General features: G+C 50.6%; 12 protein-coding genes, 1 tRNA gene and 2 pseudogenes. 6 read left to right on the forward strand and 9 right to left on the reverse strand.

The genetic code is table 11. The features are described 5' to 3' along the window. Positions 1–55: 55 nt before the first annotated feature. Both OGX66_RS08000 and OGX66_RS08005 read left to right on the forward strand, forming a co-directional pair. Positions 56–331 (forward strand): IS1-like element transposase, encoded by a 276-nt coding sequence (locus OGX66_RS08000; protein ID WP_000179213.1) that lies wholly within the window; start codon positions 56–58, stop codon positions 329–331. 44 nt (positions 332–375) lie between these two features. Next, positions 376–751 (forward strand): annotated as a pseudogene (locus OGX66_RS08005) (IS1 family transposase). Here the strand turns inward: OGX66_RS08005 and OGX66_RS08010 are convergent. The 8 genes and pseudogenes from OGX66_RS08010 to aspA form a co-directional block, all read right to left on the reverse strand. Then, positions 686–1348, reverse strand: a pseudogene (locus OGX66_RS08010) (hypothetical protein); the annotation flags it as partial. The pseudogenes OGX66_RS08005 and OGX66_RS08010 sit on opposite strands and share 66 nt — an antisense overlap. Positions 1349–1394: 46 nt before the next feature. Further along, complete coding sequence (locus tag OGX66_RS08015) at positions 1395–2660, reverse strand: tyrosine-type recombinase/integrase (RefSeq protein WP_171278910.1); 1266 nt, start codon at positions 2658–2660, stop codon at positions 1395–1397. A 195-nt stretch (positions 2661–2855) separates the two neighbouring features. Next, a tRNA-Phe gene (locus tag OGX66_RS08020) sits at positions 2856–2931 on the reverse strand. Between the two features lie 152 nt (positions 2932–3083). Then, entirely contained in the window at positions 3084–3659 is a 576-nt protein-coding gene (locus OGX66_RS08025; protein WP_003844992.1) for a transcriptional regulator, read from the reverse strand. A gap of 36 nt (positions 3660–3695) precedes the next feature. Continuing rightward, positions 3696–5405, reverse strand: coding sequence for a protein-disulfide reductase DsbD (locus tag OGX66_RS08030; RefSeq protein WP_270923117.1), 1710 nt, complete (start codon positions 5403–5405; stop codon positions 3696–3698). Then, complete coding sequence (gene cutA / locus OGX66_RS08035; RefSeq protein WP_003025447.1) at positions 5381–5728, reverse strand: divalent cation tolerance protein CutA; 348 nt, start codon at positions 5726–5728, stop codon at positions 5381–5383. The genes OGX66_RS08030 and cutA overlap by 25 nt, the downstream gene beginning before the upstream one ends. A 128-nt stretch (positions 5729–5856) precedes the next feature. Then, complete coding sequence (dcuA, locus tag OGX66_RS08040; protein ID WP_003025449.1) at positions 5857–7158, reverse strand: anaerobic C4-dicarboxylate transporter DcuA; 1302 nt, start codon at positions 7156–7158, stop codon at positions 5857–5859. 115 nt (positions 7159–7273) lie between these two features. Continuing rightward, on the reverse strand, positions 7274–8710 hold the full coding sequence (aspA, locus tag OGX66_RS08045; protein WP_003025452.1) for an aspartate ammonia-lyase: 1437 nt from the start codon (positions 8708–8710) through the stop codon (positions 7274–7276). A 338-nt stretch (positions 8711–9048) separates the two neighbouring features. Here aspA and OGX66_RS08050 point away from each other — a divergent pair, with 338 nt between their 5' ends. Continuing rightward, positions 9049–9525: an FxsA family protein gene (locus tag OGX66_RS08050; RefSeq protein WP_003025457.1), complete on the forward strand. Its 477-nt coding sequence runs from the start codon at positions 9049–9051 to the stop codon at positions 9523–9525. 49 nt (positions 9526–9574) lie between these two features. Here OGX66_RS08050 and yjeH read toward each other — a convergent pair whose 3' ends face one another. Beyond that, positions 9575–10840 carry an L-methionine/branched-chain amino acid transporter gene (yjeH, locus tag OGX66_RS08055; protein WP_270923118.1) on the reverse strand — a complete coding sequence of 422 codons (1266 nt, stop codon included), beginning with the start codon at positions 10838–10840 and terminating at the stop codon, positions 9575–9577. Positions 10841–11115: 275 nt separating this feature from the next. Here yjeH and OGX66_RS08060 point away from each other — a divergent pair, with 275 nt between their 5' ends. From OGX66_RS08060 to OGX66_RS08070, 3 genes are all read left to right on the forward strand, one after another. Beyond that, positions 11116–11409 (forward strand): co-chaperone GroES, encoded by a 294-nt coding sequence (locus OGX66_RS08060; RefSeq protein WP_000027827.1) that lies wholly within the window; start codon positions 11116–11118, stop codon positions 11407–11409. 43 nt (positions 11410–11452) lie between these two features. Beyond that, entirely contained in the window at positions 11453–13099 is a 1647-nt protein-coding gene (gene groL, locus OGX66_RS08065; RefSeq protein WP_003025464.1) for a chaperonin GroEL, read from the forward strand. A gap of 134 nt (positions 13100–13233) precedes the next feature. Next, positions 13234–13587, forward strand: a complete 354-nt coding sequence (locus tag OGX66_RS08070; protein ID WP_003025468.1) for a DUF4156 domain-containing protein — start codon at positions 13234–13236, stop codon at positions 13585–13587. The last annotated feature ends 151 nt before the right edge of the window (positions 13588–13738 follow it).

Consider the following 13738-nt stretch of genomic DNA (forward strand, 5'->3'; position numbering starts at 1 on the left):
GGTGATGCTGCCAACTTACTGATTTAGTGTATGATGGTGTTTTTGAGGTGCTCCAGTGGCTTCTGTTTCTATCAGCTGTCCCTCCTGTTCAGCTACTGACGGGGTGGTGCGTAACGGCAAAAGCACTGCCGGACATCAGCGCTATCTCTGCTCTCACTGCCGTAAAACATGGCAACTGCAGTTCACTTACACCGCTTCTCAACCCGGTACGCACCAGAAAATCATTGATATGGCCATGAATGGTGTTGGATGCCGGGCAACCGCCCGCATTATGGGCGTTGGCCTCAACACGATTTTACGTCACTTAAAAAACTCAGGCCGCAGTCGGTAACCTCGCGCATACAGCCGGGCAGTGACGTCATCGTCTGCGCGGAAATGGACGAACAGTGGGGCTATGTCGGGGCTAAATCGCGCCAGCGCTGGCTGTTTTACGCGTATGACAGGCTCCGGAAGACGGTTTGCGCACGTATTCGGTGAACGCACTATGGCGACGCTGGGGCGTCTTATGAGCCTGCTGTCACCCTTTGACGTGGTGATATGGATGACGGATGGCTGGCCGCTGTATGAATCCCGCCTGAAGGGAAAGCTGCACGTAATCAGCAAGCGATATACGCAGCGAATTGAGCGGCATAACCTGAATCTGAGGCAGCACCTGGCACGGCTGGGACGGAAGTCGCTGTCGCTCTCAAAATCGGTGGAGCTGCATGACAAAGTCATCGGGCATTATCTGAACATAAAACACTATCAATAAGTTGGAGTCATTACCCTTCATCTCTACTGAAAACGGAAATATCCAAGGCAAAACATATTCCCCCTTCATTTCTTCTATATTTCTGTACAATTTTCTCAGAAAGTCGCTCGTCGATTCTTCTTCTGTCTTAAAATACTTTCGCATATTCAAAAACATCTTTCTGCATCAGCATTTCGACACATTTAATTATTTCTTCCAGTTCACGCATTACAGATGAGTGATTATACAGTCAGTTTACAAACATCAATGTTTCTGGATATTGTCCCCATAACGAGTTGTATGTTACATAATAATCTTCAGCGGTATCGGGTCCGCCAGAAAGATTATGCCGCACAGCAAGTGGAAAGGGATGTAAATTTCCGCGGTGTAAGATTTTGTGGTAAAACCGTGGCGAAAAGCTATCGCACCTTTAATGTATTCTCCATTCAGAAAATACAGAAGACTAAGTTCATACCAGTAAGGTGAAAATTCAACTACATGCACCATCAGTACATGGACTGCCCCTCATGGTCGCCATGAGCGTAACAATTCCGGTCCTATCAATCAGCGTGCTCCCTGATTATCTTCGGGGTTGTACGCCAGTATTTTATCAATGAGTGCTCTTCCCCTGTGAGGGAAGAGCATGTGTGTGTATGGAGTTCTGTCACCTTCTCAAAGGATTATTAATTTTTGCATAGTCAAAAGGGCTGACACTCTGTTCCCTGTTAGCATCCAGAAAATCAGCCCACCACTGCAACATCAGCTTTCGCTCATCCAGATGTTCCGCTTTATGGATATACGCAGCCCGCACTGTGTTACGTTCCATATGGCTCATCTGACGTTCGACCGCATCCCTGGACCAAAGACCTGACTCAATCAACGAACTACAGGCCATTGCCCGGAAGCCGTGACCACAGACATCGACCTTTGTATCATAGCCCATCAGACGCAGTGCGTTATTTACAGTGTTCTCACTCATGGGTTTCCATGGATTGTGATCGCCGGTGAAAATCAGTTCATGTTCTCCGCTGATAGTGTGGATCTGCTTCAGTATATTCACCGCCTGAGTAGATAGTGGCACAAGATGCTCTGTTCGCATTTTTGAGCCACGATGGGAATACTTGACCCCTTCAATAGGTTTCCGCTCAGGAGGAATGGTCCACATGGCTTTCTTAAAGTCGATCTCAGACCACCTGGCAAAGCGTAGTTCACTGGAACGGATGAAGATAAGCAGAGTGAGTTTAGTTGCCAGTCGGGTGAGAGGTTGTCCTCTGTATCCATCCAGTCGTTCAAGAAGCTCTGAAATGCGATTTAAGGCGAGGGCAGGGCGGTGCTGGCGTTTCACCGTGGTTAACGCGCCAGCCATATCCACGGCAGGGTTATAGGTGATAATGCCTGACTGGGCAGCATAGCGCATGATTGCAGTGATACGCTGCTGAAGGCGCGCTGCAATTTCATAGATCTCTTTGGCTTCGGCAGCCTTTACTGGAACAAGTAAATCGGGAGTCCTGAGGGTGGTAATATCACGTGAGCCAATAAAGGGAAACGCATGAGTTTCGAGGCTTTTCAGTATCTTCTCACTATGTGAGGCTGACCATTTTTTGTTACTCTTATGCCACTGCCTTGCGATGCCTTCAAATGTCTGAGCTGCTTCGGGTACTGACTTTTTGATCCGTTTCTGTTCGCACGGGTCAGTTCCCTCAGCTATCAGCTTCCTCGCCGTATCGCGTTTTTCCCTTGCTTCTGATAACGAGACTTCAGGATAGACACCCAGAGCGAGCGTTTTCTCTTTGCCCAGAAACCGGTAGCGGAGCCGCCAGTAGCGCGAGCCGTTAGGGTGAACGAGTAAAAACATGTTGCCGCTGTCGGCAAGTTTATAAGGTTTTTCATCCGGCTTTGCTGCTCGGATTTTCGCGTCAGTGAGCGCCATTGGCGGGGTCTCCTGATAGTAAAAGGGGTATAAATTTTATCGAATCAGACTATACCCTCAGTTGTACCCTCGCAAGGGACTTGATGCGGGTTGAAGTTGATTGAATTGGGTGGAGTTAAGGAATTGTAGAAGTGTTGATTTTTGCGGGCTCAGAATGCAAAAACGGACCTCCGTGGAGGTCCGTTGATATGAATTTGGTGCCCGGACTCGGAATCGAACCAAGGACACGGGGATTTTCAATCCCCTGCTCTACCGACTGAGCTATCCGGGCAACGGGGCGCATTAAACCGTATTCACGTCTGTCAGTCAATCAAATTTCTGGAAACATTGTTCAACCGCTTAATATTGCGGCAATCTGCATGGTTATGCCTGAAGTTTGCACAAATTTTCCCGACAGATGCGGCTAAAACAGATAATGCTCGCTTAGGTCAGCGCACCGCCCATTCGGCACTGGGCAAAGCGTAAGATATCTTCAGCCAGGTGGTGTGCCGTTTCGACATCAGCATGACTACGATTAACCAGCATGCGGCTCAGGCAGCCTTCCAGCACCAGTTCCATCTGTTTGGCGACCATTGCCGGGTCGTCAACTTCCAGCGTCGTGAGCAGTTCATGGGTGAAGTCATGTGCTGCCTTTTTTTGCTGATCGGCTAACTGATGGATCGGATGCCCGGGATCAGGGTAAAACGTACAGGCGGCGATGAACAGACAGCCGGGATAGCGATTATTGCTCACGCATTCGGACAGTGCGGTGTAGCGCGCCAGCAATTTCTGCTCAGCGCTCAGGGTGTCATCCAGCAAAAGCTGACGCCGCCAGACATCCACCCGCTGGCTGAGGTAACGTAGCGCATCGTACAGAATGGCCTCTTTATCGGGCCAAAAGCGCTGCAGTTCATCCAGAGGATAATCGATACGTTCGGCCACCATTTCCAGCGTGGTATTGGCTATCCCTTGCACCTCAAGTAATTTCAGGGCTTCTCCCAGGACATCTTCACGTTGCACGGTATTCTCCTCCGTATTTCCTGTTGCAAGTGTCGCTCACGGTTGGCGATCGCGCAAATGTGCGCTGAAGCTAGCGGCATCCATAAAACCCGTTACCCGGGCCTCCGGATGCTCTTTTCCCTCGGCATCAAAGAACAAGATAGTCGGCAAACCTAAAACCTGTAGATGTTTCAGCAGAGCGACATCCTGGGCATTGTTTGCTGTCACATCCGCTTGCAACAGCACAGTGTTGCCTAGCGCTTGCTGAACCTGCGGATTACTGAACGTGTACTTTTCAAATTCCTTACAGGCTACACACCAGTCGGCATACAGATCCAGCATGACTGGCCTGCCTTTAGCTTGCTCCAGCGCTTGATTTAACGCATCTACCGATGCCACCGGCGTGAAGTTAAGGTGTGCCTGGGTTTGAGTATGCGGCGCGCCGAACGCCCAGTCTTGCAGTGGACGCACGCATACCAGTGCTGCGGCTAACAGGACAATCTGCACGATACGCATCCAGGTGTGCTTTGCCTGCAGGCTGGTAATGAACGCCCAGCCAAAGAACGCGACGCCTAACAGTGACCATAAGCGAACGCCCCACTCGTCGCCAACGATACGTTCGAGTAAGAAGACGGGAAGCGCCAGAATGACAAAGCCAAAAGCGGTTTTGACATGTTCCATCCATGGGCCACTTTTAGGCAGCAGGCGGTTGCCAAATACGGTAATCAGCATCAGAGGTAATCCCATCCCCAACGCATACAGATACAGCGTGCCGCCTCCCAGCCACATGTTCCCGCTCTGAGCGATATACAGCAAAATCGCGCTTAGCGGGGCCGTTGTGCAAGGAGAACAGATGAGGCCAGCAATCGCCCCCATCGCAAAGACGCTGCCGGGAGCTCCGCCTTGCTGGCGGTTACTCATTAGCGTGAGGCGCGTTTGCAGCGAAGAAGGCAGTTGCAGTGTGAACAGGCCAAACATCGACAACGCGAGCAGCGTAAAGATGACGGCAAGGCCAATCAGGACGTAAGGATGTTGTAGCGCGGCCTGGAACTGCAATCCGGCGGCAGCAACAACCAGACCCAGCGCGGTATAGGTGAGCGCCATCCCTTGAACGTAGATAAACGTCAGCAGCAGTGCCCGTCCGGTTGATAAGCGTTGCTTGCCGCCCAGTACGATCCCGGAAATCAGCGGATACATCGGCAGTACGCAAGGCGTAAACGCGATACCAATTCCAATCAGCAATGCCCACAGAGCGGTAAAGGGAAGTTGAGCCGCGGGCTGCGGTTTCTCTTGCGGATCGACAGTGGCTGGCACCGGCGCAGGTGTCGCCTGGATATCGGCAGACACTTCACTTAATGGCACCGTTTTTGTTTCTGGTGGATAGCAAAATCCGGCGTCGGCGCAGCCCTGGTATGTGATCGTTAATGTTGCGCCAGACTTAGCCTGATTGACCGTGATCGGGATAGTCAGTTGTTTACGGTAAATCTCACTTTTGCCGTAAAACTCATCTTCATGCCAGACGCCTGGCGGCAGTTTTATCTCGGCAATATCGGCCTGAGATGGCGTAATGCTTATCTGTTTGCGATACAGATAATAGCCATCTTTAACCTGCCATGTGAGGTTCAGATCGTGTTGGTTTTGCTGAAAATCAAAAACAAACGCCCGATCGGCAGGTACAAACTGCGAGCGGCCAGGCGCGTCAAATAATCCAGCAAAGGTAGATGTGCTGCACAGCAGCAGGATCAGCGTAAGGATGCGTTGAGCCATGAGCGGTAATCAAAGTCTCCGTGAGTGACGGGTAAAACCAGAAGTTCAGGCGTTTGATATGGATGATGTGACTTCAGGCAATCGAGAAGGGCTTGCTGGTGTGTGACGGTGGTTTTTAAAATCATCTGCACTTCATATTCCTGTTCCAGTTTGCCTTCCCAATAGTAGAGGGAGGTCGCACCGGGTAGCAGGGTCACGCAGGCAGCCAGCTTTTCCGCCAGCACTTTGGCGGCGAGATCCTGGGCGGTTGCTTCATCCGGGGCGGTACAGAGCACCACAACGGTATCGGGGATGGAAATATCCTGACTCTTTACATCAAGCATAAACACCTCGAAAGAACAGAGTAACCAGCAAAAGAATGGTCACTATACAACGGACGAGGGAAGGATGTTAGCTAAAGCGGGGTGGGGAGGAGGAACTGCAGGGCGCGAAGGCACCCTGCAGTAAAGTCTTACAGCATGAAGCTGCCCAGCAAGAAGCCGAAGCAGACAGCCAGAACCACACCCAGAGTACCTGGGATGAAGAACGGATGGTTAAAGACGAATTTACCGATGCGAGTTGTACCGGTGTCATCCATTTGAACCGCCGCAACCAGAGTTGGGTAGGTTGGCAGAATGAACAGACCAGAAACCGCGGCGAAAGATGCAACAGCAGTCAGTGGGGAAACGTTCAGAGCCAGAGCCATCGGCATCAGTGCTTTAGCGGTTGCAGCCTGAGAGTACAGCAGCGCGGAAGCAAAGAAGAAGATGACCGCCAGCAGCCACGGATGACCCTGAATTACGCTACCTGCAGTATCTTTGATCCAGTCAATGTTGTGAGATACGAAGGTATCACCCAGCCATGCAACACCAAGGATACAAATACAGGCGCTCATACCGGCTTTGAAGGTGCTGGAGTTCAGGATGGAGTCAGTTTCAACGCGGCAGACGATCGTGGTCAGCGTCGCGACGCTCAGCATGATGATCAGGATTGCGTTGGTGGTGTTCATCAGCGGTTTAGCCACCAGGCCAAGGCTTGGGCTGTTGATGATGGCGTATACAACTACGCAAACCACGCCCAGCAGGAACAACCAAACGGAGGTTTTCGCGCCAGCTTTGATTTCAACTTGTCTTTCACCGCGCAGTTCAACCAGGCCTTCTTCCAGACGCTTACGATAAATCGGGTCGTCAGACAGTTTGGAGTTGAACAGTGCGGTGATCAGGAAGGACATCACCAGAACGGCCAGCAGGGTGGACGGAATGACCACGGACAGCAGGTGAATGTAGCTGATGCCATGACCTTCCATGACGGAAGACATGTAAACCACGGCTGCGGAGATTGGAGAAGCCGTAATCGCAATCTGTGCAGAAACCACTGCGGTAGAGAGCGGACGGCAAGGCTTGATACCTTGTTCCTTCGCAACTTCAGCGATAACCGGCAGCGTTGCCAGAGAGATGTTGCCAGTACCGGCAAAGATAGTCAGGAAATAGGTCACGATAGGTGCAAGGATCGTGATGTATTTCGGGTTCTTACGCAGCAGTTTTTCAGTTTGATGAACCAGATAGTCCAGACCACCTGCAATCTGCATAGCTGAAATGGCAGCGATAACCGCCATGATGATGGAAATAACATCGAACGGGATATTACCGGGTTTTACGCCGATAGCGGCAAGAACCAGAACACCCAGCCCACCTGCAAATCCAATACCGATACCCCCAAGTCTGGCACCTAAAAAGATTGCCAGCAAAACGATGATAAGTTCTAAAACTATCATATTAGCCTTCCTTGTTGTTTAACAAGTTGATATTAAATTGTTGTTTTTAAGTAACTTCGAGTAAGAAAAAAGGCACGTCATCATGACGTGCCTTCTCCGGTACTACCCTACACGATTACTGTTCGCTTTCATCAGTATAACGTTTTGCTTTATAAGCAGGGTGCATCAGGTTCTGTGCAGAGAAGATATCGTCCAGTTCAGACTCGGTCAACAGACCGCGTTCCAGGACAACTTCACGTACGCTCTTACCAGTTTCGGCACAAATTTTACCGACGATGTCGCCGTTGTGGTGACCGATGAACGGGTTGAGGTAAGTAACGATGCCGATGGAGTTGAATACAAACGCTTCACAGACTTCTTTGTTAGCAGTGATACCACTAACGCATTTTTCCAGCAGGTTGTAGCAAGCGTTGCTCAGAATGTGAATGGATTCAAACATTGCCTGACCAATGACCGGCTCCATTACGTTCAGCTGCAGCTGACCAGCTTCAGATGCCATGGTGACAGTGATGTCGTTACCGATGACTTTGAAGCACACCTGGTTTACGACTTCCGGAACAACCGGGTTCACTTTAGCTGGCATGATAGAAGACCCAGCCTGCAGTTCCGGCAGGTTGATCTCGTTCAGACCCGCACGCGGACCAGAGGAGAGCAAACGCAGGTCGTTACAGATTTTGGACATCTTCACAGCCAGACGTTTCAGTGCGCCGTGCACCATAACGTATGCGCCACAGTCAGAAGTTGCTTCAATCAGGTCTTCTGCCGGAACACAGGCGAAGCCAGTGACTTCAGCCAGTTTCTGTACTGCCAGCGGAGAGTACTCTTTCGGCGTGTTCAGACCAGTACCGATTGCTGTTGCGCCGAGGTTAACTTCCAGCAGCAGCTCAGCGGTACGCCCAATGTTTTTCACTTCTTCTTTCAGCAGTACGCTGAAAGCACGGAATTCCTGACCGAGAGTCATCGGTACAGCATCCTGCAGCTGGGTACGACCCATTTTCAGGATGTCCTGGAATTCATCGGCTTTTTTCTCAAAGCCTTCACGCAGCTGGTTCAGTGCATCAATCAGTTTGATGATGGATGCGTATACAGCGATACGGAAGCCAGTTGGGTATGCATCGTTGGTAGACTGACATTTGTTAACGTGGTCGTTCGGGTTCAGGTACTGATATTCACCTTTCTGGTGACCCATCAGTTCCAGACCGATATTGGCCAGAACTTCGTTGGTGTTCATGTTGACGGAGGTACCCGCACCACCCTGGTAAACGTCTACCGGGAACTGATCCATGCATTTTCCGTTATTCAGGACTTCATCACACGCCGCGATGATGGCATTTGCCACACTCTTAGGAATGGTTTGCAGCTCTTTGTTGGCCATTGCCGCTGCCTTTTTAACCATTACCATACCGCGAACAAATTCAGGAATATCGCTGATTTTGCTGTTGCTAATGTAGAAGTTTTCAATCGCTCTCAGAGTGTGGACACCGTAGTAGGCGTCCGCTGGAACTTCCCTGGTACCCAACAAGTCTTCTTCGATACGAATGTTGTTTAACATGTGAACCTTCTTTTTCAAGCTGCCAATGATTTGACTAAACACACAGGATATATGTGATTTCGATTGTTTCTCGACCGACGATTATCCCCTGCATCGGTCTGATACCCGAGATCATATGCTGGTTAAGGATTTCTACCGTAATCTGGATCACTTAAAGCGTGGAATTTACCCCTTATTTATTATTCTGTGAAATGGATCACCCCTTTGTGATTAACCCTAAATATTAGTGTACAAGCCACTTGAAATTTTGCTAACCACCACAATATCAAATCGATGCGATTAACATAATTTTTCGAACAGAAGTTGAACAAAACGGCTGTTATTAACAGGAGATCCCTTTGCGCTGGATACCATTACTTGCCATTTTTCTCTATGTTTACATAGAGATATCTATTTTTATTCAGGTTGCCCATGTGATGGGCGTCCTGATGACGCTGATTTTGGTTATTTTTACGTCGGTTATCGGTATGTCTCTGGTTCGTAATCAGGGATTTAAGAACTTTTTACTGATGCAACAAAAAATGGCGGCTGGTGAAAGTCCGGCTGCAGAAATGATCAAAAGTGTATCGCTGATTATCGCCGGTCTGCTGTTGGTACTGCCTGGTTTTTTCACCGATTTCCTCGGTCTTCTTCTTTTATTACCCCCGGTGCAAAAACATCTGACGATGAAACTGCTGCCACATTTACGTTTTTCGCGTATGCCTGGCGGTGGTTTTAGCGCCGGAACCGGTGGCGGTGAGACTTTTGATGGTGAATTTCAGCGCAAGGATGACAAGCGCGACAGCATCGAACATAAAGACGATCGTCGGGATTAAGGCTCAGTATGTAGGCCGGATAAGCGTTAGCGCCATCCGGCAAAAGTGTTTATAGGCCGGATGATGGCGTCAACGTTGCTTTATCCGGCCTGCGGGGTAAAAACAGCCACAGCCCTGCCAGCATAATCAACGCGTACAAACTCTTCCAGCCGACCATTGCCAGTAGTAGTAGGCACAGCAGACCACCAATGACCGCCAGTGCGCGGTAATGCCCTTTCAGTAATCGACAACCCGCCAACATGCACAGCAAATAAATCATAATAAAGATGCCGTTGGCGTAGACGATTAACGCATCGAGATTGATTTGCAGCATATAGATGCACAGAGTACTGACTACGCAGCAGCCCAATACGGCGTTTAGCGCATTGCGCGGAAGGTGGCGGGGGGACAGACGAGCCAGATAACTCTCAGGCTTATACTGCGCTTGCGACCAGACCAGTCGAGCGAAACTTTGAATATAAATGTTGAGGCTGGCAAAACAGGCCAAATAACCAATGATGCAGGCGACCCACAGTGCCTGTACACCAAACAGTTGCACGACGATTTCTGGCAGCGATGCTGCGGCGGCCATTTGCTCGCCGTAGGCACCAAAATGGAGAACGACGACGGTGCATGACCAATAAACAGATCCAGCCAGCAGCAGGCCAATCATCAGCGCGCGTGGGAAGTCTCGTTCCGGATTTTTGAATTCAGACGCCAGGTGAGCAAACGCTTCGAGGCCAACAAAACACCAGAACATCACCGACAGCGCGGCGAACAGACCGGGGAGTTCAATATCGCTAATTGCAGGGAAGGGTATTTCGCCTGGTTTCAGATCGCCCGCCCACCAGATAGCAACAACGAGGGCAACAATCAGTCCGGCAATGACCGTTTGCAGATTAGCGCTTGAGCTTGCGCCGCGGGAGCCGATGTACCAAACCAATGCCAGCGTACCCAGCTCAGCCAGCAGAAGCTGCTCGTCATGCCAGCCAAACATCGCCTGACCGAATCCGGCGGCGATGTGCAATGCCGCAGGCAAGCCGACAGGAATCACCGACAAAAATAGCCATCCGGTGACGCGCTCCAGTCGTGAACCAAAGGCCATGCCGACAAAATGCGCCACACCGCCTGCGCTGGGGAAATGACGACCCAGTACGGCGAAGACAATCGCCACCGGAAAGACCAAAACAATCAGCACCGGCCATGCCCACAGGCTGTTGTTGCCCGCAACCAGTGCGGCCAGCGCGGGGACGGCAAAAACGCCTGTACCTAACAATGATGTCGACAACAGGCCAATGCCCTGAGCCAGTCCCAGCTCTTGTTTCAGTCCACTCATAAGTTGTTATCCGTTTATGCCCGTTGACCGGGCTATAGCGCAGATTTTTGATGGTATCACAATCAGATTTGCTTATGACGACGTGACTGAAATCGTTATGAAATGTGAGGTGTGTCGGCGTTTTGACGGGATTTTCTGCTGATAAAAAATTTTTTTCGCTTGCCCCCTTGAAGGCACAAAACCCCATCCCCATCTCTCTGGTCACTAGCCGGGAAACCGTTTACGGGCCGGCGTCACCCATAACTGATAAAGACTTTCTCAAAGGAGAGCTATCAATGAGTATTCGTCCGTTACATGATCGTGTGATCGTCAAACGTAAAGAAGTTGAATCCAAATCTGCTGGCGGCATCGTACTGACTGGTTCTGCAGCAGGTAAATCAACTCGTGGCGAAATCATCGCTGTCGGTAAGGGTCGCATCCTGGACAACGGTACCGTACAGCCGCTGGACGTGAAAGTCGGCGATATCGTTATTTTCAACGATGGCTACGGTGTTAAATCTGAGAAGATCGACAATGAAGAAGTGTTGATCATGTCTGAAAGCGACATCCTGGCAATTGTTGAAGCCTAATCCGCGAACGACACTGAACATACGAATTTAAGGGAAAGAGAAAATGGCAGCTAAAGACGTAAAATTCGGTAACGACGCTCGTGTGAAAATGCTGCGCGGCGTAAACGTACTGGCAGATGCAGTGAAAGTTACCCTCGGCCCAAAAGGCCGTAACGTAGTTCTGGATAAATCTTTCGGTGCACCGACCATCACTAAAGATGGTGTTTCCGTAGCACGTGAAATCGAACTGGAAGACAAGTTCGAAAACATGGGTGCGCAGATGGTGAAAGAAGTTGCCTCTAAAGCGAACGACGCTGCAGGTGACGGTACCACCACCGCAACCGTACTGGCTCAGTCCATCATCACTGAAGGCCTGAAAGCCGTTGCTGCGGGCATGAACCCGATGGATCTGAAACGTGGTATCGACAAAGCTGTCGCTGCTGCTGTTGAAGAACTGAAAGCACTGTCCGTACCGTGCTCCGACTCTAAAGCTATTGCTCAGGTTGGTACCATCTCCGCTAACTCCGACGAAACCGTAGGTAAACTGATCGCTGAAGCGATGGACAAAGTCGGTAAAGAAGGCGTGATCACCGTTGAAGACGGTACCGGTCTGCAGGACGAACTGGATGTGGTTGAAGGTATGCAGTTCGACCGTGGCTACCTGTCTCCTTACTTCATCAACAAGCCGGAAACTGGCGCAGTAGAACTGGAAAGCCCGTTCATCCTGCTGGCTGACAAGAAAATCTCCAACATCCGCGAAATGCTGCCGGTTCTGGAAGCTGTAGCGAAAGCAGGCAAACCGCTGCTGATCATCGCTGAAGATGTTGAAGGCGAAGCGCTGGCAACTCTGGTTGTTAACACCATGCGCGGTATCGTGAAAGTCGCTGCGGTTAAAGCACCTGGCTTCGGCGATCGTCGTAAAGCAATGCTGCAGGATATCGCTACCCTGACCGGTGGTACCGTTATCTCTGAAGAGATCGGTATGGAGCTGGAAAAAGCAACTCTGGAAGATCTGGGCCAGGCGAAACGCGTTGTTATCAACAAAGATACCACCACCATCATCGATGGCGTGGGCGACGAAGCTGCAATCCAGGGTCGCGTGACTCAGATTCGTCAGCAGATCGAAGAAGCAACTTCCGACTATGACCGTGAAAAACTGCAGGAGCGCGTAGCGAAACTGGCAGGCGGCGTTGCGGTTATCAAAGTTGGTGCTGCGACTGAAGTTGAAATGAAAGAGAAGAAAGCCCGCGTTGAAGATGCCCTGCACGCTACCCGTGCTGCGGTAGAAGAAGGCGTGGTTGCTGGTGGTGGCGTTGCGCTGATTCGCGTAGCGTCTAAAATTGCCGGCCTGAAAGGTCAGAACGAAGACCAGAACGTAGGTATCAAAGTTGCGCTGCGCGCAATGGAATCTCCACTGCGTCAAATCGTACTGAACTGCGGCGAAGAGCCGTCTGTAGTGGCTAACACCGTGAAAGCCGGTGACGGTAACTACGGTTACAACGCTGCAACTGAAGAATACGGCAACATGATCGACATGGGTATCCTGGATCCAACCAAAGTAACTCGTTCTGCTCTGCAGTACGCGGCTTCTGTTGCGGGTCTGATGATCACCACCGAGTGCATGGTTACCGACCTGCCGAAAGGCGATGCTCCTGACTTAGGTGCTGCTGGTGGTATGGGCGGCATGGGTGGAATGGGCGGCATGATGTAATCATGTTGTTCTGAACCTCTCAGAATTGAGAAACCCCTGGGCAGAAATGTCCGGGGGTTTTTCTTTTGGTCATCTTTTTAGTATATGATTCAGCTACGGACATAACGTCCAACTAATTGATCATGGGGAATGACATGCACGTGAAATATTTAGCAGGGATCGTTGGTGCCGCGCTACTGATGGCGGGTTGTAGCTCCAGCAACGAACTGAGTTCAGCCGGGCAAAGCGTACGCTTTGTCGAAGATAAGCCTGGCGCAGAGTGCCAACTGATAGGCACGGCAACCGGTAAGCAAAGCAACTGGCTTTCTGGCCAGCACGGCGAAGAGGGCGGCTCAATGCGTGGCGCAGCAAACGATCTGCGTAACCAGGCTGCGGCAATGGGCGGTAACGTGATTTATGGCGTCAGCAGCCCATCGCAGGGAATGCTGTCCAGCTTTGTTCCTACCGCCAGTGAGATGATTGGACAGGTTTATAAGTGCCCTAACTGATTACACTTCATCCTTCAACCAGCCTCTTTGTTGGCTGCGCTGTGAAACCCCAGTCACATAGTTATCTATGCTCCTGGGGATTTTCTTCGTTTGCCGCCGCGATGCAGATTGAATGATTTTGTGTAATAAAGTGGCCTGGACAGACTCATGC

Source organism: Citrobacter sp. Cf072 (assembly GCF_030334485.1).
GTDB lineage: Bacteria > Pseudomonadota > Gammaproteobacteria > Enterobacterales > Enterobacteriaceae > Citrobacter > Citrobacter freundii.

Bases quoted from the DNA above. Each gene is read 5' to 3' on its own strand.
- OGX66_RS08015 (WP_171278910.1), bottom strand. From the start codon at position 2,660: ATGGCGCTCACTGACGCGAAAATCCGAGCAGCAAAGCCGGATGAAAAA.
- OGX66_RS08030 (WP_270923117.1), bottom strand. From the start codon at position 5,405: ATGGCTCAACGCATCCTTACGCTGATCCTGCTGCTGTGCAGCACATCT.
- cutA (WP_003025447.1), bottom strand. From the start codon at position 5,728: ATGCTTGATGTAAAGAGTCAGGATATTTCCATCCCCGATACCGTTGTG.
- dcuA (WP_003025449.1), bottom strand. From the start codon at position 7,158: ATGATAGTTTTAGAACTTATCATCGTTTTGCTGGCAATCTTTTTAGGT.
- aspA (WP_003025452.1), bottom strand. From the start codon at position 8,710: ATGTTAAACAACATTCGTATCGAAGAAGACTTGTTGGGTACCAGGGAA.
- yjeH (WP_270923118.1), bottom strand. From the start codon at position 10,840: ATGAGTGGACTGAAACAAGAGCTGGGACTGGCTCAGGGCATTGGCCTG.
- OGX66_RS08060 (WP_000027827.1), top strand. From the start codon at position 11,116: ATGAGTATTCGTCCGTTACATGATCGTGTGATCGTCAAACGTAAAGAA.
- groL (WP_003025464.1), top strand. From the start codon at position 11,453: ATGGCAGCTAAAGACGTAAAATTCGGTAACGACGCTCGTGTGAAAATG.
- OGX66_RS08070 (WP_003025468.1), top strand. From the start codon at position 13,234: ATGCACGTGAAATATTTAGCAGGGATCGTTGGTGCCGCGCTACTGATG.